A 21397-nucleotide genomic window follows, 5' to 3' on the forward strand; every position below is an offset into this window, starting at 1 on the left:
CATACAGATGTCAGTGAAAATACCAGGAGGATATAGAAAATGTTGGATTATAAGACAGCCGGCGTAGATATCGAGGCAGGATATAAATCAGTAGAACTTATGAAAAAGCATGTAAAAGAAACCATGAGACCGGAAGTGTTAGGAGGGCTTGGCGGTTTTGCAGGTGCATTTGATTTAAGTGGAATCAAGAATATGGAAGAACCAGTACTTCTTTCCGGAACAGATGGATGTGGAACAAAGGTGAAGCTTGCATTTGTAATGGACAAGCATGATACGATCGGTATTGATGCTGTTGCCATGTGTGTGAATGATATCGCATGCTCTGGTGGAGAACCGTTATTCTTCCTGGATTATATTGCCTGTGGCAAGAATTACCCGGAAAAGATCGCTACGATCGTAAGCGGTGTGGCAGAGGGCTGTAAGCAGTCAGGATGTGCACTTGTAGGTGGAGAGACAGCAGAACATCCGGGACTGATGCCAGAGAATGATTACGACCTTGCAGGTTTTGCAGTCGGAGTTGTAGATAAGAAAGACATTATCGACGGTTCTGATATTAAGCCAGGTGATGTACTTGTTGCAATGCCGTCTACAGGGGTTCACAGCAATGGATTTTCACTGGTTCGTAAGGTATTCGACATTACAGAAGAATCCTTAAATACATACTATGATGAATTAGGAAAGACACTTGGCGAAGCACTTCTTGCTCCGACCAGAATTTATGTAAAAGCACTGAAGAACGTAAAAGAAGCCGGTGTAAGAGTCAAAGGATGCAGCCATATCACAGGCGGTGGATTCTATGAAAATATTCCGAGAATGCTTCCGGAAGGAATCCGTGCAGTGGTAAAGAAGGACAGCTATGAAATCCCTGCAATCTTCAACCTGATCGCAAAGACTGGCAACATTGCAGAAGAGATGATGTACAATACCTTCAATATGGGTATCGGTATGGTTGTCGCTGTCGATGAAAAGGATGTAGATGCTACAATTAAGGCAATGAAAGAAGCTGGAGATGAAGCATTTGTGGTTGGTTATGTAGAAGCAGGAGAAAAAGGAGTTACTTTATGTTAAGAGTTGCTGTACTTGTATCCGGAGGCGGAACCAATCTGCAGGCAATCATTGATGCAGTGGAAAATGGCACGATCACCAATACAGAGCTGGTCGGTGTCATCAGCAATAATAAGAACGCATATGCACTCACAAGAGCCGGGAATCATCAGATCCCGGCACAGTGCGTTTCGCCGAAGGATTTTGAGACAAGAGAAGAGTTTAACAAAGTTTTTCTTGAAAAGGTAGACGAACTGAAACCGGATCTGATCGTTCTGGCGGGATTTTTGGTTGTGATTCCGGAAGAAATGATCAGCAGATACCGAAATAAGATCATCAATATCCATCCATCTCTGATTCCGTCGTTCTGCGGAACGGGATATTATGGACTGAAGGTTCATGAGGCAGCACTTGCCAGAGGGGTAAAGGTGGTTGGAGCAACCGTACATTTTGTAGACGAAGGAACGGATACCGGTCCGATCATTCTCCAGAAGGCTGTTGAAGTAGAAGAAGGCGATACACCGGAGGTTCTGCAGAGACGAGTGATGGAGCAGGCGGAGTGGAAGATCCTTCCACATGCGATCGACCTGATCGCAAATGGAAAAGTAACAGTAAAAGATGGCAGAGTGTCAATTGCCCGTTAGAGAAGGAGGAGCACCAATGAAAGTATTGATCGTAGGCGGTGGCGGAAGAGAACACGCAATTGCATATTGTGTAGCAAAGAGCAGCAAGGTAGAGAAGATGTACTGTGCACCGGGAAATGCCGGGATTGCAGAGCTTGCAGAATGTGTACCGATTGGTGCGATGGAATTTGACAAGCTGGTTACATTTGCAAAGGAAAAAGAGATTGATCTGGCAATCGTAGGAATGGATGATCCGCTGGTTGGCGGCCTTATAGATGAATTTGAAAAAGCCGGGATCCGCGCATTCGGACCAAGAAAAAATGCAGCAATCCTGGAGGGAAGCAAGGCATTTTCAAAAGATCTGATGAAAAAATATGACATCCCGACCGCAGCATATGAGAACTTTGACAATGCAGACGAAGCGCTGGCTTATCTGGAGACAGCCAAATTTCCGATCGTTCTGAAGGCAGATGGTCTGGCACTTGGAAAAGGTGTACTGATCTGTAATACGTTGGAAGAAGCAAAAGCCGGCGTGAAAGAGATCATGCTGGACAAGAAATTCGGTGCATCCGGTAATACCATGGTTGTAGAAGAATTCATGACAGGACGTGAGGTTTCTGTTCTTTCCTTTGTAGATGGAAAGACCATCAAGACTATGACAAGCGCGCAGGATCACAAGAGAGCCAAAGACGGAGACCAGGGATTGAATACCGGTGGTATGGGAACTTTCTCACCGAGTCCTTTCTATACAAAAGAAGTTGACGAATTCTGCCGGAAATATGTGTACCAGAAGACGGTAGATGCAATGGCAGCAGAGGGAAGAGAGTTCAAGGGGATCATCTTCTTCGGACTGATGCTTACCGAAGACGGACCGAAGGTTCTGGAATACAATGCCAGATTCGGAGATCCTGAGGCACAGGTTGTTCTTCCGCGTATGAAAAATGATCTGATCGATGTGATCGAAGCCTGTATCGACGGAACACTGGATCAGGTAGATCTTCAGTTTGAAGACAATGCAGCAGTCTGTGTGGTACTTGCATCTGACGGTTATCCGGTCGCTTATGAAAAAGGACTTCCGATCACAGGTCTTGACGAGTTCAAGAAGCATGAAGGATACTATTGCTTCCATGCCGGAACCAAATTCGATGGAGATCAGATCGTGACAAACGGAGGACGTGTCCTCGGTGTGACAGCCAAAGGAGCAACGCTCAAAGAGGCCCGTGCCAATGCTTACAAAGCAACCGAATGGGTTAAATTTGATAACAAATATATGCGCCACGATATCGGAAAAGCGATTGACGAGGCTTAGGAATTTAGGGCGGGATCTTTCTTATTCAGAGGGATTTCGCCTTTTTTGAGTTAAGTGAAAAATTTAATCTTTAAGAAGTTCTAAAGATTTCATGAACTTCTTGACAAATCGGACTTTGAATACTATGATTATCAATAGTTATGGGAAAAGGCAATGAGAAAGAGGAGTATGCAGACTGGTCCGAAGAAGAGAGAACCGTTCACAGGCTGAGAGACGGTTTACGGGAAGTGGTTGCAGAAGGTAGCTTTGGAGCCGGGTATCTGAAAAAGGGCGAGTAGGATATCACGGGGTGGTTTCCGTTATAGAACTGTGAGAGATACGAGATGGATTTATTTCGTGGAACAAAGGTGGTACCGCGTTTATACACGCCCTTTACATATTGTAAAGGGCTTTTTTTATTCTTTATAGAGAGCAAAAGTGCGCGGTGGACTTATAAGAGGAGGAAACAATGAGTAAGAATCTTGAAAAGACCTACAATCCGAAAGAGATTGAAGCGAAACTTTATGAAAAATGGTGTGAAGAAAAGTATTTTCACGCTGAAGTTGACAGAAGTAAAAAACCATTTACAACGGTAATGCCGCCACCGAATATCACCGGTAAGCTGCATATGGGACATGCTCTCGATAATACGCTTCAGGATATCCTGATCCGTTACAAGAGAATGCAGGGATATAATGCACTGTGGATCCCGGGAACAGACCACGCTGCAATTTCAACAGAAGTAAAGGTTACAAACCAGTTAAAGGCAGAGGGAATTGATAAGAAAGAACTCGGAAGAGAAGGATTCCTTAAGAGAACCTGGCAGTGGAAAGAAGAGTACGCAGGAACCATCGAAGGTCAGCTGAAAAAGCTTGGTGTATCCTGTGACTGGGACAGAGAACGTTTCACCATGGATGAAGGATGCTCGAATGCGGTCAAAGAAGTATTCCTTCGTCTTCACGAAAAAGGATTTATCTACAAAGGTTCCAGAATCATCAACTGGTGTCCGGTATGTAAGACTTCCCTTTCTGACGCAGAAGTTGAGCATGAGGAACAGGCAGGACATTTCTGGCACATCAAGTACCCGATCGTAGGAACAGAACGTTTCCTTGAGATCGCAACTACACGTCCGGAAACTCTGCTTGGAGATACAGCGATCGCCGTACACCCGGACGATGACAGGTACAAAGATATCGTAGGAAAGAATGTCATCCTTCCGTTAGTTGGAAGAGAAATCCCGATCGTGGCAGACGCTTACGTTGATAAAGAATTCGGAACAGGTGCGGTTAAGATCACACCAGCACATGACCCGAATGACTTTGAAGTAGGAAAGAGACATAATCTTCCGGAAATCAACATCCTGAATGATGATGCTACCATCGTAGAAGGATACGGAAGATATTCCGGAATGGATCGCTACGAAGCAAGAAAAGCAATCGTAGAAGATCTGGAAAAAGAAGGATACCTTGTAAGCATCGAAGAACATGTACACAACGTTGGAACACATGACAGATGTAAGACAACCGTTGAACCGATGATCAAACCACAGTGGTTTGTTAAGATGGATGAGCTTGCCAAACCGGCGATCAATGCGATCAAGACCGGCGAATTAAAATTCGTACCGGAACGTTTTGGTAAGATCTACCTGAACTGGCTGGAAAATATCCGTGACTGGTGTATTTCACGTCAGATCTGGTGGGGACACAGAATTCCGGCCTACTATTGTGATGAATGTGGAGAAGTGGTTGTTGCACGTGAGATGCCGGAAAAATGCCCGCATTGCGGATGCACACATCTGACACAGGATGAAGATACACTGGATACCTGGTTCAGTTCAGCACTGTGGCCGTTCTCAACACTTGGATGGCCGGAAGAGACAGAGGACTTCAAGTATTTCTATCCGACAGATGTACTGGTAACCGGTTATGATATTATTTTCTTCTGGGTAATCCGTATGGTATTCTCCGGATATGCACATACTGGAAAAGCACCGTTCCATACTGTTCTGATCCATGGACTGGTAAGGGATTCCCAGGGACGTAAGATGAGTAAATCTCTTGGAAATGGTATCGATCCACTGGAGGTCATTGATGAGTACGGTGCAGATGCACTCCGTCTGACTCTGATCACAGGAAATGCACCCGGAAATGATATGCGTTTCTACAACGAACGTGTAGAATCCAGCCGTAACTTTGCCAATAAGGTATGGAATGCATCCAGATTTATCATGATGAACATGGAAGATAAGGTAATTTCCAAACCGGATGAGGCAGACTTTGAAGTAACCGATAAATGGATTTTATCCAAGGTAAATACACTTGCAAAAGATGTAACTGAGAACATGGATAAATTTGAACTGGGTATTGCTGTACAGAAAGTATATGACTTTATCTGGGATGAATTCTGTGACTGGTACATTGAGCTTGTAAAATACAGGATCTACCATTCTGATGAAAATTATAAGAGCGCTAATGCAGCACTTTGGACACTGAAGACGGTTCTTGGTAATGCACTGAAGATGTTACATCCATTTATGCCATTTGTAACAGAAGAAATCTACAGCGCACTGGTACCGGAGGAAAAATCTCTGATGATGTCAGACTGGCCGCAGTTTAGCGAAGACTGGTGCTATGCAGACGCTGAAAATATAACAGATCATATGAAAGAAGTTATCCGTGGTGTCAGAAATGCGCGGGCAGAAATGAATGTACCGCCGAGCCGTAAAGCAAAGGTTTATGTAGTATGCGAAGATGAGAAGCTCTGTGAAGGATTCGAAGAACTGACAACATGTGCATGCCCGCTTATGAGTGCTTCTGAACTTGCTGTCCAGGCTGATAAGGCAGGTATTGCGGATGATGCCGTATCGATCGTAGTACCGGATGCTTCTGTATATGTACCACTGGAAGAGCTGATTGACTTCGAACAGGAAATCGAGCGTCTGACAAAAGAAGAAGAAAAGCTTACAAAAGAAATCAACCGTGCAAAGGGAATGCTTTCAAATGAAAAATTCGTCAGCAAAGCACCACAGGCAAAGGTTGATGAAGAAAAAGCAAAGCTTGAAAAGTATACACAGATGATGGAACAGGTGAAAGAACGTCTGGAGGCTTTAAAGGCAGGAAGATAATCACTGCAGGAAAGTACTAAGGCATATTCTTTTTTAGCCGGATATACCGTCAGGCGCAGCATAAACTGCGCCTGACGGTACAGAAACACGTAAGGGGTTAAAAGACGATGAAGGAAATTCATTTTAAAAAGATTCAGTGGAAAAAACCGGATCTGAAAGGAAAATGGCAGAAGCTGAAGAATATGAAGCCAGGAGATATAAAGGCGCATTTAAAAAAGCAGCATGAGCGAAGACAGCAGATTCTTGAAAAGCGGCGAAACAGCAAATTCGCAAAAAAGATGGCACCGTACTATAAGATAATGAATCGGTTCTCTTTGCCGCTTCAGGCACTGTGGGCTTGTATCATTAACTTTATCATTGAAGCACTGTCCAGACATTCTGCAATTGCAGCTTGGCAGTATATGACAGGAACACCGCTGGTATTTTTGTACAATGCCGGAATGATTTTCGTTACACTTTTAATCGCTTATCTGGTGCGGCGCCGGGTGTTTACACGACTGATCATCAGTGCATTGTGGCTCTTTCTGGGTGTTGTCAACGGAGTGATGCTGGCAAAGCGTGTTACGCCGTTTAATGCACAGGATCTAAAGACATTTACAGAAGGACTGTCACTGTTTACAAACTATTTCTCGGTGGCAGAGCTTGTGATGATGGGAATTGGTGTTCCGGCACTGCTCATCTGGCTGGTTGCCATGTGGAGACGTGCCGGACAGTATGAAGGAAAGATGCACAGGATCCCGATGCTGATTATTGTTGTTGCAGCGTTTTTTGGATATTCTGTACTGACAAATGTTGCTGTAGATAAGAGGATTATTTCTACTTACTTTGGAAATATCGCATTTGCTTATCAGGATTACGGACTTCCGTATTGTTTCTCGGCCAGCCTTTTTAATACAGGTATTTCAGAACCGAATGATTATAACAAAGACACGATCGAGAAGATCACGGATAATAGAGAGATGACAGAGAGCACATCCGACAATGGTGTGAGACCGAATGTCTTGTTTGTACAGCTGGAATCTTTCTTTGATCCTATTGAATATGAGGATCTGCAGATGTCAGAGGATCCGATTCCGAATCTGCGCAAGATGTTTGAAAATTATTCTTCCGGATATTTTAAGGTTCCTTCGGTAGGGGCCGGAACAGCCAATACAGAATTTGAAGTGCTGACAGGTATGAACCTGCGTTATTTCGGACCGGGCGAGTATCCTTATAAGACAAAGCTTAAGAATCAGGTATGTGAAAGTGCAGCAACTGCATTTTCTGCATTCGGTTACGGAACCCATGCGATTCACAACAACGGTGGTAATTTCTACAGCCGTGCGAAGGTATTTAACAATATTGGTTTTGACAGCTTTACAAGTAAAGAGTTTATGAATATTCTCCAGACAACAGAGAATGGATGGTCGAAGGATGATATTCTTCTGACGCACATCAAAGACGCTCTGGACTCTACCGAGCAGGAGGATTTTGTATTTACAGTCAGTGTACAGGGACATGGAAATTATCCGACAGAAAAGGTGATTGAGAACCCGAAGATCACCGTAACAGGAGCACCGACAGAAGAGAAGAACAATGCCTGGGAATACTATGTGAACCAGGTATATGAGATGGATCAGTTTGCCGGTAATCTGGTAAAAATGATGGAAGAACGCGGTGAGCCGACTGTGGTTGTATTCTATGGTGACCATCTGCCGACAATGGGACTGGAAGCAAAGGATATGAAGAACCGTTATCTGTACAATACAAATTATGTGATCTGGGACAATCTTGGACTTCAGAAAGAGGACCGGAACATTCCGTCCTACCAGATCATGGCGGATGTGATGGACCGCCTGGGATTACATTCCGGTACGGTATTCAACTATCACCAGCAGAGACGCCAGACAAAGGATTATCTGAAGGATCTGGAGCTGTTACAGTATGATATTCTGTATGGAGACCAGTATGTATACAATGGTAAGCCGCCGATCACAGAAGGCCATATGCAGATGGGGATCAAGGAGGTTACGCTCACGGATCTTGTAGAAAATCTGGATGAGACCTATAGCCTCTACGGAACAAACTTTACTAAATGGAGCAAGGTTTACATCAATGATGAAAAGCAGGAATCTACTTTCCTCAATAATACAAGGATCGAACTTCCGGACAGTAAGCTGAAGGATGGAGACATCATTACGGTCAGCCAGGTCGGATCAAGCAATACCATCTTCAGGACTTCAAGAGAATATATTTACATGGATGGAAAAATCCTGGAATATACAGATGAAGTAAAAGAACAGAAGAATTCTGCAAAGACGGACGGCAATCAGCAGAAGACAGAAAATGCCGGACAGTCCGGAGAACAGCAGGATCAGAATAATAAAGAAGAAAAGAGCGGGCAGCAGTAGAGTTCCGCTTAAGAAAGACGGGAAAGATTGTGAAGTATGAAGAAGTAGTCCGATATATAGAGGACATACCAAAATTTACAAAGAAGCATACGCTTTTGCATACCCGTGAATTTATGAGAAGATTGGGGAATCCCTGCCAGGGAAGAAAGGTTCTTCATGTGGCAGGGACAAACGGAAAGGGAAGCGTCTGCGCATATATGCAGGCGATTCTTCTTTTTGAGGGAAAGCGTGTCGGATTTTTTACATCACCACATCTGGTGAAGCTCAACGAGAGGATCCGGATCAATGGAAAAGATATTGACGATGATACCTTCTGCCGGATTTTTGCAAAGGTGCGGCAGGTGGCAGAAGAACTGGAAAAGGAAGGGCTGGAACATCCTTCTTATTTTGAATTCCTGTATGGAATGGGTATGCTTGCATTTGAAGAGAATGATGCAGAGTATATTGTACTGGAGACAGGACTTGGAGGAAAGCTGGATGCGACTAATTCCTTCGAGCATCCGTTCCTGAGCGTGATTACATCGATCGGACTGGATCACACAGAGATCCTTGGAGATACGATTGAAAAGATTGCGGGAGAAAAAGCCGGAATCATCAAAAAAGGCGTACCGGTATTTTTTGACGGCTCTGATGAAAGAAGTAGTCGGGTTATAGAAGAAACTGCCGAAAATGTAGAAGCACCGTGGTATAAAATGGAAAAAGATGCGTTGAAAATTCAAGAAATTACAGACAAACATATTGCTTTTTCTATTTTGGATGAGTATGATAATAATACCGTATGGCAGGTGGCCAGCACCGGAATCTATCAGGTGATGAACGCAGCACTTGCAATCCGGGCGATGAGATATACATTTGGCGACAAGGCAGAAATCTGCAAATGGCAGAAGGTGGTTGCATCTGTTAAATGGCAGGGAAGAATGGAAGAGGTTCTTCCCGGAGTTATCTTTGACGGGGCGCATAATCTTGCGGCAATCCGTGAATTTACAAAGAGTATCCGGCTGCAAAGAGAGGCGGAAGGGGAAATCCATCCACTGATAATCCTTTTTTCAGCCGTTGCAGATAAGGATTACAGTCATATGATCGAGCTTTTATGCAGAGAATCGAAAGCAGATGCTTATGTCATTGCCAAAGTAGACAATAAAAGGGGAGCGCAGGCAGATACACTTGCCGCGTTGTTCCGGAAGTATACAGACAGACCGGTCTATCGGGAGGACACGCTTGCTGATGCATTTACACGTGCATTGAATGAAAAGGGCAGCGAAGGGAAACTTTACTGTCTGGGGTCGCTCTATCTGGTAGGGGAGTTAAAAGAACTGATAGGAGGAGAAGATGCTTAATTTTGAAGAAGAACTTAAGAAGTTCAAACCAAGTCTGGAAGTAGAAGATATCGAGAATGCAGTATATCAGGAGGATCTGTCTGATATGACAGATATCTTAAGAGAGATGATGGATCAGAAAAAATAGGGGAGATTTTGATGGACTATAAGCAGAAACTCGAGTACCAGTCGAACTACTGGTACAATGATGGACTGAAGAAAGCGCAGATCCGGGATCTGTCCGGGGCAATTGTGTCGTTAAAAAGAAGTTTGCAGTTTAACAGAGAAAATATCACAGCGAGGAATCTTCTCGGACTTGTCTATTATGGACGTGGAGAAGTAGCGGAGGCTCTTGTAGAGTGGATCATCAGTAAAAACTTCAGGGCTTCAGAGAATATTGCCAGCTACTATATCAGTAAGGTTCAGGATAATCCAAGTGAGCTGGAGAAAGTGAATCAGGCAGTTCACAAATACAACCAGTGTCTTGGATACTGCAGACAGAATGGAGAAGATCTTGCGATCATCCAGCTGAAAAAGGTGGTTGTGGCACATCCGTCTTTCCTGAAGGCATATCAGCTTCTGGCACTTCTTTATATGCATTCCGGACAGTATTCCAAAGCAAGACAGAGCCTGAAGACGGCACTCAAGCTGGATGTGACGAATGATATTACGCTCCGGTATATGCATGAGCTGAACCGTCAGCGGAATCGGCAGGTTGCACATATTAAAGAGGAAAAGCATGGCAGACAGTCGGTTGTCACATACAATCTGGGAAATGAGACGATCATCCAGCCTGCAGCAACACTGCGAGACAATGCGGCAGTGATGACAGTTGTCAATATTCTGATCGGTATGGTGGTTGGAGCGGCAGTGGTGTGGTTCCTGATCGCTCCGGCGGTAAACCAGACAAAGTCGTCTACAAAAAACCGGAATGTCATTGCACTAAGCGAGCAGATAGCTTCACAGAAGACACAGATCCAGACGCTTAAGGATGAACTGGAGGGATACCGTAACAGCAGTGATGAGGTAGAATCGGCAAAGCAGACTGCCGCATCCACACAGGACAGCTATGATGCCCTGGTCAAGGTATATCAGCAGTATTATGGCGGAACAACGAGCAATGCGGATATGGCAGATACGTTGCTTGGACTGAACAGGGATTCGTTGGGAGAAGAGGGACAGAAAATCTACGATTCGATCTCCGGTTCCGTGTTCCCGCGAGTATGTGTGAGCCTGTATTCGACCGCGCAGTATGAAGTGCAGAGTGGAAATTATGATGATGCCATTTCGGATCTTGAAAAGATCCAGAAGATGGATGACTCTTATAGTGATGGTGGTGTGTACAAGCTTCTTGGAGACGCGTATGCTGGTAAAGGTGATAAGGACAATGCAAAGAGCAATTACGAAAAAGCAGCGACCGATTATCCGGGAACACAGGCAGCATATTCGGCACAGAGCGCACTGGATGCAATGGGATCAGATGGAACTTCGGAGAATACTTCCGGTGGAACAGGCACCCAGGGACAATAAAATATAAAAGGCACAAAAGAGAAAGTAGCGAAAAAAGGCGTTACTTTCTCTTTTGTTTTATAGGAAATTCCGAAGGAACTTCCTATAAAACAAAAGGCACTATGTGCCGTAAATGCGCACTCTTTTTATAAATCCATCAAGGCTATTGGCGTATTTGTATAAATAAAAAAGACAGAAAGGGGTTTAAGCAAAAATGCAGTATCAGATCAAAGAAAATTGTCTTACGATTTTTCTTCCGGCGGAGGTGGATCATCACAATGCGGAGGAGATCAAACGGGAGGCGGATAAGGTGATCGAGGAGCAACATATCAAATATGTGATCTTTGATTTTGGAAGAACGAATTTTATGGACAGTTCCGGGATTGGAGTGATCATGGGACGGTACCGGCATATCTTTCTTCTTGGCGGGGAAGTATGGGCGATACATACAAGTGAACGGATGCGGCAGATTCTGAATATGTCCGGCGTGACGAAGATTATACAGATTTATGAGGAGGGAATGATGTAATGGAATATTTTAACGAGATGGAAGTAGTTTTTGACAGCAGATCGGAGAATGAGGGATTTGCAAGGGTGGCAGTGGCTGCGTTTATGACGCAGATGGATCCGGTTCTGGAGGAAGTGGCAGACGTGAAGACAGCGGTCTCTGAAGCAGTGACAAACAGCATTATTCATGGATATGAGGGACGGACGTCCGGAAAGATCACGGTCTGGTGCGGGATTGAAAAAGATAAGAAGACCATTCTAGTCACAGTGAAGGATCAGGGCATCGGTATCGAAAACGTGGAGCAGGCGATGGAGCCACTCTATACGACCAGGCCGGATATGGATCGGTCCGGGATGGGATTTGCATTTATGGAAGCATTTATGGATGAAGTACAGGTGGAATCTGTGCCTGGAAAAGGGACTACGGTTTGGATGAAGAAAACGACAGGAGGGGAAAAGAAGGAAGCTGTATGGACCACACAATCGCATTGATCAGACGGGCTCACGAAGGGGATGAAAATGCGAGGGCACAGCTTGTGGAGGAAAACACCGGTCTGATCTGGTGTGTGGTGAAAAGATTTTACGGACGGGGCACAGAGGCAGAGGATTTATTTCAGATCGGAAGCATCGGGCTTTTAAAAGCGATCGATAAGTTTGATCTGGGCTATGATGTGAAATTTTCTACCTATGCAGTTCCAATAGAGTAAGATAAAGGAAACGACCGGAAAAGCCTTAAAATAAGGGATTTCTGATAAAGGCATTGGATAAAAAAACAGTGCTGTCAGATGTACATTTCGATATCTTATGTTGAAATAATAGTATAGATAAGATATTGAAAACAATTCGGAATTGTTTCTGATAGGAACCTTCTTGAATGAGATGATGACCATTCAAAGGAGGTTTTTTTATGGCAAGAATTATGACAAGAAGAAAAGCCATACCCAAGGCAATCGAATTACTGCAATGTCTGCCACAGACGGAGGAAGTTGTGGAAGTGATACAGGCACTAAAAAAATATTCTTCCACGCCATTGGATAGATGGGATGCAGCGAGTGTATATGAAGCATTAGATGAATGGACAGAATCTCATAATGGTATACCACCGAGAATAAAAGAGTGTGACAGCCATAAAGAGCTACCAAGCCATATGGTCTTTGAAAAGCTTTTTGGAAAAACAGCCAGAGAATTTCTAAATGATTATTATGGTGAGATGGAATATGTAAGGATTGGACGTCATGGAACAAGGTGTGTGGATGATCAATATGATTTTCTGGAAATATTTAAAAACGAATTTGAACGGATACAACCGGCAACGTCAAAAATATATGATGCTTGTAGAAATCCAGAAACACCATCATGGGGAACGATTGCAAGAAGATGTAAAGTGTCTTCCTGGTCAGAACTGGTTACACTGTCCGGTGTAGAAGCGAATTGCATTAGAAGAAGATATGACACATATAATATTAGAAATAAGTTGAGCGTTTCACAAAAAACGAATTTGGAAACGGATTTGACAGCACACGAACAGCAGGAAGAAAAAGAAAGATTTGAGGCATTGCTGATAAAGACGCATGATTTAACATTGCAGGCTGAAAATCAGAAAAAGGCAGAAAAAGCAGTTTCAAAACATACATTACGAATCGGGAGGAAATAGAGATGGCAAAAGTTATAGCAATAGTCAATCAAAAAGGTGGTGTCGCAAAGTCAACTTCCTGTGTGAATTTAGGAATCGGATTGGTAAAAAAAGGATATAAAGTTCTGGCAATAGACTTTGATCCACAGGGAAGTTTAACAGAAAGTCTTGGATATCAGAATCCAGATGAATTGGAAATAACAGTAGCGACAATTCTTCATTGTGAAATGAATGGTCTTGAATTACCAGAAGGATATGGAATTCTTCACCATGAAGAGGGAATGGACATTCTTCCGGCAAATATTGAACTGTCTGGGGTAGAAGTTAGTCTGGTAAATGTTATGAGCAGAGAATATGTGTTAAAACAGTTTATCAAGACAATTTCACCAGAATATGATTATATCCTGATTGATAATATGCCATCGCTAGGAATGCTTACTGTAAATGCTCTTGCAGCAGCTGATTCGGTTATCATTCCGGTTATGGCACATTATCTTCCTGTTAAAGGATTGGAACAGTTGATGCAGACCATATATAAAGTCAGAAAGCAGATAAATCGAAAGCTTCAGATTGACGGAATCTTACTTACCATGGTAGATCGAAGAACGAATTTTTCAAAAGAGATTATAGAGTTGCTTCACGATAATTATGGCGAATATATCAATATTTTCAAGACTGCAATCCCGTTTTCGATAAGAGCAGCTGAGACGAGTGCTGAAGGAGTAAGTATTTATAAACACGATCCGAAAGGTCGTGTTGCCGAAGCTTATAAAAAACTGGTAGAGGAGGTGATTGGTGATGGCAGTGAAAGAAAGTAGTGCTTCAAAGATAAAATTCAAAGGGGTAGATGCATTATTCGGATTGTCAGAGGAGCAGGAGTGTGTGCGAGAAATTCCGCTGGACGAGTTGGATACATTCAAGAATCATCCGTTTAAAGTGTTCAGGGATGATAAAATGGAGGAAATGATTGAAAGTATTTCAGAATATGGAGTTCTTGTGCCAGGAATTGCAAGACCTTCAAATTCAGGGGAAAAGGATTATGAATTAGTTGTGGGACACAGAAGAAAATATGCTTGCAGGGAATTAGGACTGAAAACAATGCCGGTCATTATCAGAGATATGTCTGATGATGAAGCAACTGTGGTTATGGTCGATTCCAACATTCAAAGAGAAAATCTGCTATATAGTGAGAAGGCATTTGCATACCGCATGAAGTATGAAGCATTGAAACGTCAGGGTAGACGGACTGATTTAACTTTGGTCCAAGTTGAACCAAAGTTGAAAAAAAGATGGGCAGCTGAGATGGTTGGCACAGAAGTCGGAGAGACAATGAGTACGATCAAACGATATATACGATTGACCTACTTGTCGAATTACTTGCTGGAGTTTGTAGATAAAAATGAATTGCCCTTTACTGTTGCAGTTGATTTATCTTATTTGAAAAGTAATGAGCAGTCATTGTTACTGGCGTTTATAGGAACAACAAAGAAAATGCCAAATGGATCTCAGGCAAAAAAACTGAAAGAACTTAGCCAGCAAAAAGAATTGACTGGAGAAGATATAGAGAAAATTCTTGGAGGAGAAGCAAAAGTGAATTATCAGAAAATCAGTTTTTCAGAAAAGCAACTGCAAAAATATTTTCCACCAGATTACAAGAAAGAGCAAATCGAAAAAATAATTTTCCAGTTATTAGATTCGTGGAAAGCACAAACAGAGCGAAGGGGATGATAAAGTGGAATATGAAAAGCAAATAAGATATAATGATAGACAGATGCAAAGATATCAGGCATATCTTTCTAAAGTACAGAAGATAAACAGATTAGATAAGAGGACGAAAGAAATGACGATTGGAGATGTAATAAAAAAATCAATTCTGCCACTGGCATTTATGGTATTCTGGTTTTGGATGACAAAAACAATTATGAAGGTCAGTGGGCAGACGGATTGGTTCTGGTTGGTATTTATTGCCGGACTTCCATTTGGAATACATAAAATGCGGTTGATTCTGATTCCGAGAGGAATGGATACCACAGCAACATTTGGGATGGCTGCATTAAGTGTCATTATTGGAGCATTGATTGGAAGTATCATGATTCCAGTGTATGTGATCAGAGCGATATACGTGTTTATACGGTATGTCATTGGAAAATAGAATATTAGATTGATAAGAGGCAGGCTTGCGAAAACAAAAATCGTAAGTCTGCCTCTTTTTTTTGTGCTTAAAAACAGGCAATTCAGGGGAATTCCCTTTTGCAAATATATATATTCTTGGAGGATTTTTAAGATGAGAGAGCGAATTGAAAGTAAGCATGTAACAAAGGAAGTCAAAAGTCAGATGCCAGTGATTCCGGTGGAAATTGTTAAAGAAAGAGGCTGTACGTTCTGCCCGTATTATCTGGGCAATTACGAGAAACAGCCACGCTGTATGATGAAAACCTGTGCCTGGGATGATGAAAATGAACGTTTCCATCCAGTTCTTCGTGAACTGATTCCATTTTACAAAGAGAAGATGGAAAAAGCAGAAGAAAAGTTCCTGGCAATGAAAAAGATTTACACAACACTGTTAGGAATGTTTGCCGATGAAATGAAGCAAGAAGAGTTGGAAAAAGATGAATGTTACGGATGTACCTATGGAAAATGTGGACCATGTATCGGTATCTGTTACAAATCAATGAAAGCATAGGAGGGGTAAGCCAATGAATACAACAGTTATTTCCGGGCGATTAGTAAGAAATCCCGGATACAACGAAGTGGAGAATGAAAAAGGACTTCATAAGATCGCCAAGTTTGTTCTGGCAGTCAGAAGAAATTATTCCGATGAAGTCAGTTTCATTCCGGTAAAGGCTTTTGCAAAGAAAGCAGAATTTGCCAGAGATTATCTGATGCAGGGCACGAAGGTCATGGTGGAAGGCGAGATTGTCACAGGTAATTATGAAGATAAGGATACCGGAAAAAAGATTTATACCACCGAAGTGTATGCAAACCGGATTGAATTCGCAGGTGCAAAAATGGTTGACAGACCACCGTTTCCAGAAGATGCGGAAGGGTTCTTAGAGATCCCAGAGGGCATGGAAGAAGAAATGCCGTTTAGATAGGAGGATAAAAGATGGTTTCGGTAGATCAGGCGTATATGGTAGGGCATATGAAAAATGCCGATGGAAGTATCAATAACAAAAATATAGTGATGTCAGCAGCATGTGAAGCAGCGGAACTGTTCCAGTGCATGATGTCAGTAAATCAGAAACTGGAGGACTGGCAGAGATTTAACCACACCTTGGAGCTGCATCTTAGAAGTGTGGAATGTGAGAAAATCCATGATATCTGTCAGGCAGTATATGGAATGAAACATCCGTCCGATGAACTGGAAGGATTGTATCTGGCAAGAGAGGATGAAGAGATATGCCTGCTGTACTATCAGGTATTTGTAGGGATGCTGGAAATCAATATTAATTCAGCCGAAGTGCTGTACAAACAGAAGGAGGAAACAATCAATGAGTAAGATGGAGTATATGCCGGTAGATTGTCTGCAGGTGCCAAAGATGCTGTTCCAGATGGAAAAATACAAAAATCTGTCAAATACAGCAAAGATTTTATACAGCTTATTTCTGGATCGCTTAAAATTTGCGGTGCAGAATGGCTGGGTAGATGGTGAAGGGGATTTATTTGTAATCTATCCGAAAAGTGAAATGAAAAAAGACCTGAATACGACCAGATATGGCGTAGATCAGGCAGTGCAGGAACTGGTTCAAGTTGGTAATCTGGTGCGTATCATTTCAGACAATGGAAAGGCGAACCACTTTTATATCAATGATATTTATGAAAATGAGATGGAGGAAGAATCAATGATGACATTAGACAGCATTATGGCAAATATGCCGATGGAAGAAAGAGAAATTATCATGGACAAGATGGTGAAAGCATCCAGAGATATTCTGGAAACGATTGCGGATATGGGATATCTGGATGAATATGAGACACCACTGACTTCAATGGAAGAAAGAAATTATCGAGATGAGCTTGGACAGCTTGATATTGATCAGATTTCCTGTGATGGCTATGAATTTGGCATGGACCTGGCATTTGGAATCCTGGAAGAAAATGAGGAAAATGCTGATAGAGTACTGGACATTCAGAAGTATGTGAATAGGCAGCATAAAAAGTGTTCAAAAAAGAAATTTATGAAAGTTTTGGAGACTCTGGTACACGCAATAGGAAATGATGAAGGATTTATTGCCGATATGTATGCGTGTGATAAAGAGGCAAGGAAAATTTATCTGGAAGAAGCGGTGAATGCGTTCAATTATGTGCTTGATGAATTATGTCATGGCACAGGAAGTGCAGCAGGGTATGACTTCAACAATATGGAAGAATAGGAAATAAATTATGGCAGATTTTGAATACTTCAGAGCAGAAGAATCTGACCAGTTTTCTTTTTTCCGAATACCGAAAGCCCTGTTTACAGAAAAGGAATTTCAGGGTCTTTCCACAGATGCAAAACTCTTGTATGGAATCCTTTTAGACCGCATCAGTCTATCAAAGAAAAATGGCTGGATTGACAGTGACGGTTATGTCTATATCATTTATACGATTGCAGAACTGCAGGATCTTTTGCGGATGTCTCATACGACTGTAACAAAGCTCCTTTATGAACTTGACAGTGTGCATGGAATTGGATTGATCGAACGGTATCGGCAGGGGAATAATCGTCCTTCTGTCATATATGTGAAAAATTTTGTAAAACGGAGTAGAGGAAAGCCAGTAAGATACTTTTCTTCTGGAATGCCAGAAACTGGAACTCCAGACTGCAAGGAATTGGAAATCCGGATTGCAAGAAACTGGAAGTCCGGAACGCAAAAAAATAGAAGTCCGGACTGCAAGAATCTGGATGGAAGTAATACTAAGATAAATAAGACTGAAAAGAATCATACTGATAAGAGTAAGGGCAATACTCCCACTTTGGAAGAAAAATTCAGTCAGTATGGTAGATTTAAAAATGTTGTTCTGTCGGAAGCTGAACTGCAGGAGCTGATGACGCTATTTCCATGGGATTACCAGAAACGGATTGATCATCTTTCTGTTTATATGAAATCCAGTGGAAAAGAGTATCAGAACCATTTTGCAACAATCTGTCTTTGGGCAGAAAGGGATGGAACCAGGACAGGAATGGATAAATATGAATTTCAGGAAGGAGAAAGCCTGTGATGGAAAATAAAGTAACAGCAGATTATCTGGACGAAGAGGGATGTCTTCATTGTGGCACCTGTGGAAAAAGAAAACAGATGAAAGTCAGTCTGATGGGATTTGAGCATGTAGTGTCCTGTTTGTGCGAATGCGAGGTAAAAGCCAGGCAGGAACTGGATGAGAAGATGCAGTGGGAAGAAGCACAGCGGCAGCTTTATCAGAGAAAATCCGTCGGACTTCGGGAAAGAAGATTCTGGGAATGGAAATTTGAAAATGACAACGGAAGCAACCAGAAGATACTAATTGCCAGGCAGTATGTAGAAAACTGGACAGATATGAAGAGAAAAAATGTAGGATTGCTTTTGATGGGACCAGTTGGAACCGGGAAAAGTTTCTTTGCAGGCTGTATTGCAAATGCACTTTTGGAACAGGGAGAACGTGTCATGATGACAAATTTTTCCAGAATCTTAAATGAAATGACCAGTTATCAGGCAGATAGGAACCAGATTATACAAAATCTTGTGGATTATCCGCTGCTGATTATTGATGACTTGGGAATAGAACGAAATTCCGAGTTTGCCTTGGAGCAGGTCTATAATGTGATAGACAGCCGCTATTGTAAAATGCTTCCGCTGATCGTAACAACGAATCTGGGACTGAATGAAATGAAATCCACAGATTTGGATACTGCCCATCAGCGTATTTACAGTAGAATACTTGAAATGTGTGTTCCCATCTATTGTGGTGGAGAAGATAAGAGAAAAGAAGAAGGGACAGAAAAACTCGTACAGGTGCAGAACCTGATTACCGGTTAATCTGTCTTTTTTCATTAAAGGGGGTGATTGCCATGATTACAGATCTGGACAGCAGTTGAATCGCTGAAAGGAGGGAAAAGTCATGCAGGAAGAGGTAACTCAGAAAACGGTCACGTTCTGTATTCGGGCTACTAAGATTACGGCAGACCTGTTGAAAAAGGTTCTTGTTGCGTATCTGCGTCATCAGAAGCAGAAATCAGTAGAGAAGAAAGCACAGAAAAATCAGCCGAAACAGGGAAAGGTCACGGTAAAAGAGCTGGCAAAACAGAATGCCGGGATGGTCAATATCGAGATCACAAATAAGAATATCAAGTCCTTTGAACGGTATGCCAGAAAATACGGGATCAATTATGCTCTGAAAAAAGACAAGAGCAAAGAGCCTCCGGTTTATCTGGTATTCTTCAAGGGACGTGATCAGGATGCACTCAATGCTGCTTTCCGTGAGTTTTCCCAGAAACAGATTCAAAAAGCGAATAAACCTTCCATTCATAAGCGTCTTGCAGCTTACCGGGCAATGATGCCAAAGAAGACGAAGGACAAAGTAAAGAACCGGCATCAGGAGCAGAGTCGATGAAAAAGAAAAGCGGCAAAACTCTGATGCAGAAGTGGAAGAATAAAATCGGGGGTAAGCTGTCCGCCCTGGATAAAAAGAAACTGGTTCTTACAAATATCCCTTATGCTCTGGCTGCTTTCTATGCAGACCGGGCATTTTTTCTTTACCGGAACAGTCCGGGAGAAGATATGGGGAACAAACTATTATATGCAATGGAACACGCAGACCGGATTTTTGCAGGTTTTGTGTTAAGCAATAACTGGAAAGATCTGTTAGCAGGTATTGTTGTTGCAGTCGTTCTGAAAGTGTTGGTCTGGCAGAAACAGGCAGATGCAAAGAAATTACGGAAAGGCATCGAGTATGGTTCAGCTAGATGGGGAACCGCAGAGGATATCAAGCCTTATATGTCGGAAGATCCCTGGATGAATATTCCATTGACAGCAACAGAAGCATTGACTATGGAAAGTAGACCTAAACAGCCAAAGTATGCAAGAAATAAAAATATAGTGGTCATTGGCGGCAGTGGTTCCGGAAAAACTCGATTTTTCGTTAAGCCGTCAGTCATGCAGATGAACTGTTCCATGGTCATTACAGATCCGAAAGGCACTCTGATTGAGGAATGCGGGAAGATGTTAGCAAAGGGACCACCTAAGAAAGATAAGAATGGAAATATTATGAAAGATAGATCTGGAAAAGTAGTTCATGAGCCATATGTGATTAAGGTTCTGAATACTATCAATTTTTCCAAATCGCTTCATTACAATCCATTTGCTTATATACGGTCTGAAAAAGATATCCTGAAGCTGGTGACAACAATCATTGTTAATACCAAAGGCGAAGGGGAAAAAGCTTCCGAAGATTTTTGGGTGAAAGCAGAGAAATTGCTGTATACAGCACTGATTGCTTTTATCTGGTATGAAGGGGATGAAGAGGAAAAGAATCTGAATACCCTTCTGGATCTTTTGAATGAAAGCGAAACCCGTGAAGAGGATGAAACTTACCAGAATCCTGTGGATATGATGTTCCAGGAACTGGAAGAAAGAGATTCGCAGCATTTTGCGGTCAGACAGTATAAAAAATACAAAATGGCGGCAGGCAAAACTGCCAAAAGTATTCTTATTTCCTGTGGTGCGAGGCTGGCACCATTTGATATAGCAGAACTTCGTGAGATCATGTCTTATGATGAAATGGAACTGGATAAGATCGGGGACAGGAAGACAGCCTTGTTTTTGATTATGTCCGATACAGATACAACCTTTAATTTTGTGATTGCCATGTTACAGTCACAGCTTTTCAATCTGCTTTGCGACAAGGCAGATGATGAGTATGGTGGAAGACTGCCAGTTCATGTGCGTGTCATCGCTGATGAGTTTGCCAACAGTGTGACACGTTCTACGCCTAAAACGGTGGGAAT

The 21397-nt window shown here is 42.4% G+C and carries 22 protein-coding genes, 1 pseudogene and 1 other annotated feature; all 23 genes and pseudogenes read left to right on the top strand.

What is annotated here, in order from left to right; all coding sequences use genetic code 11:
- The first annotated feature begins 42 nt into the window (after positions 1-42).
- On the top strand, positions 43-1068 hold the full coding sequence (gene purM / locus PG418_RS15990) for a phosphoribosylformylglycinamidine cyclo-ligase (RefSeq protein WP_055156423.1): 1026 nt from the start codon (positions 43-45) through the stop codon (positions 1066-1068).
- On the top strand, positions 1062-1688 hold the full coding sequence (gene purN / locus PG418_RS15995; protein ID WP_022220988.1) for a phosphoribosylglycinamide formyltransferase: 627 nt from the start codon (positions 1062-1064) through the stop codon (positions 1686-1688). Before purM ends, purN begins: the two co-directional genes overlap by 7 nt.
- A 16-nt stretch (positions 1689-1704) precedes the next feature.
- Entirely contained in the window at positions 1705-2976 is a 1272-nt protein-coding gene (gene purD, locus PG418_RS16000) for a phosphoribosylamine--glycine ligase (RefSeq protein ID WP_022220987.1), read from the top strand.
- Between the two features lie 144 nt (positions 2977-3120).
- Positions 3121-3352, top strand: a binding site (T-box leader).
- Between the two features lie 72 nt (positions 3353-3424).
- On the top strand, positions 3425-6079 hold the full coding sequence (locus tag PG418_RS16005; RefSeq protein WP_055156372.1) for a valine--tRNA ligase: 2655 nt from the start codon (positions 3425-3427) through the stop codon (positions 6077-6079).
- A 182-nt stretch (positions 6080-6261) separates the two neighbouring features.
- Positions 6262-8469: an LTA synthase family protein gene (locus tag PG418_RS16010; protein WP_055261151.1), complete on the top strand. Its 2208-nt coding sequence runs from the start codon at positions 6262-6264 to the stop codon at positions 8467-8469.
- Between the two features lie 29 nt (positions 8470-8498).
- Positions 8499-9806: a bifunctional folylpolyglutamate synthase/dihydrofolate synthase gene (locus PG418_RS16015; RefSeq protein ID WP_055249000.1), complete on the top strand. Its 1308-nt coding sequence runs from the start codon at positions 8499-8501 to the stop codon at positions 9804-9806.
- Positions 9799-9933 (top strand): hypothetical protein, encoded by a 135-nt coding sequence (locus tag PG418_RS16020; RefSeq protein WP_022220983.1) that lies wholly within the window; start codon positions 9799-9801, stop codon positions 9931-9933. Before PG418_RS16015 ends, PG418_RS16020 begins: the two co-directional genes overlap by 8 nt.
- Before the next feature lie 11 nt (positions 9934-9944).
- A complete protein-coding gene (locus tag PG418_RS16025) occupies positions 9945-11315 on the top strand; it encodes a tetratricopeptide repeat protein (RefSeq protein ID WP_022220982.1) in 1371 nt (456 codons plus the stop codon).
- Between the two features lie 193 nt (positions 11316-11508).
- A complete protein-coding gene (locus PG418_RS16030; protein ID WP_008372950.1) occupies positions 11509-11823 on the top strand; it encodes an STAS domain-containing protein in 315 nt (104 codons plus the stop codon).
- Positions 11823-12293: an anti-sigma F factor gene (gene spoIIAB, locus PG418_RS16035; RefSeq protein ID WP_008372952.1), complete on the top strand. Its 471-nt coding sequence runs from the start codon at positions 11823-11825 to the stop codon at positions 12291-12293. Before PG418_RS16030 ends, spoIIAB begins: the two co-directional genes overlap by 1 nt.
- A pseudogene (locus tag PG418_RS16040) lies at positions 12272-12502 on the top strand (sigma-70 family RNA polymerase sigma factor); the annotation flags it as partial. The gene spoIIAB and the pseudogene PG418_RS16040, both read left to right, overlap by 22 nt.
- Positions 12503-12708: 206 nt before the next feature.
- Positions 12709-13455 (top strand): hypothetical protein, encoded by a 747-nt coding sequence (locus tag PG418_RS16045; protein ID WP_008688040.1) that lies wholly within the window; start codon positions 12709-12711, stop codon positions 13453-13455.
- Between the two features lie 2 nt (positions 13456-13457).
- Positions 13458-14252 (top strand): ParA family protein, encoded by a 795-nt coding sequence (locus PG418_RS16050; protein ID WP_117457753.1) that lies wholly within the window; start codon positions 13458-13460, stop codon positions 14250-14252.
- Entirely contained in the window at positions 14233-15162 is a 930-nt protein-coding gene (locus tag PG418_RS16055; protein ID WP_117457752.1) for a ParB/RepB/Spo0J family partition protein, read from the top strand. Before PG418_RS16050 ends, PG418_RS16055 begins: the two co-directional genes overlap by 20 nt.
- 112 nt (positions 15163-15274) lie before the next feature.
- Entirely contained in the window at positions 15275-15586 is a 312-nt protein-coding gene (locus tag PG418_RS16060; RefSeq protein WP_117457791.1) for a DUF6050 family protein, read from the top strand.
- Positions 15587-15718: 132 nt separating this feature from the next.
- The gene (locus PG418_RS16065) at positions 15719-16117 is read left to right on the top strand and encodes a hypothetical protein (RefSeq protein ID WP_117457751.1); all 399 of its coding nucleotides are present in this window, start codon (positions 15719-15721) and stop codon (positions 16115-16117) included.
- Between the two features lie 13 nt (positions 16118-16130).
- The gene (locus PG418_RS16070; protein ID WP_005344165.1) at positions 16131-16529 is read left to right on the top strand and encodes a single-stranded DNA-binding protein; all 399 of its coding nucleotides are present in this window, start codon (positions 16131-16133) and stop codon (positions 16527-16529) included.
- 11 nt (positions 16530-16540) lie between these two features.
- The gene (locus PG418_RS16075; RefSeq protein ID WP_117457750.1) at positions 16541-16933 is read left to right on the top strand and encodes a hypothetical protein; all 393 of its coding nucleotides are present in this window, start codon (positions 16541-16543) and stop codon (positions 16931-16933) included.
- Entirely contained in the window at positions 16926-17807 is an 882-nt protein-coding gene (locus PG418_RS16080; RefSeq protein WP_117457749.1) for a replication initiator protein A, read from the top strand. Before PG418_RS16075 ends, PG418_RS16080 begins: the two co-directional genes overlap by 8 nt.
- Positions 17808-17817: 10 nt before the next feature.
- The gene (locus tag PG418_RS16085) at positions 17818-18636 is read left to right on the top strand and encodes a replication initiator protein A (RefSeq protein ID WP_117457748.1); all 819 of its coding nucleotides are present in this window, start codon (positions 17818-17820) and stop codon (positions 18634-18636) included.
- Entirely contained in the window at positions 18636-19430 is a 795-nt protein-coding gene (locus PG418_RS16090) for an ATP-binding protein (RefSeq protein ID WP_055650151.1), read from the top strand. The genes PG418_RS16085 and PG418_RS16090 overlap by 1 nt, the downstream gene beginning before the upstream one ends.
- Before the next feature lie 82 nt (positions 19431-19512).
- Positions 19513-20004, top strand: a complete 492-nt coding sequence (locus PG418_RS16095) for a PcfB family protein (RefSeq protein ID WP_055057305.1) — start codon at positions 19513-19515, stop codon at positions 20002-20004.
- Positions 20001-21397: VirD4-like conjugal transfer protein, CD1115 family (locus tag PG418_RS16100; RefSeq protein WP_498837684.1), on the top strand; the 1397-nt coding region annotated here is incomplete at its 3' end. The genes PG418_RS16095 and PG418_RS16100, both read left to right, overlap by 4 nt.

The organism is Bariatricus sp. TF06-38A, from assembly GCF_027690675.1.
In the GTDB taxonomy this organism is placed as follows: Bacteria; Bacillota; Clostridia; order Lachnospirales; family Lachnospiraceae; genus Allocoprococcus; species Allocoprococcus comes.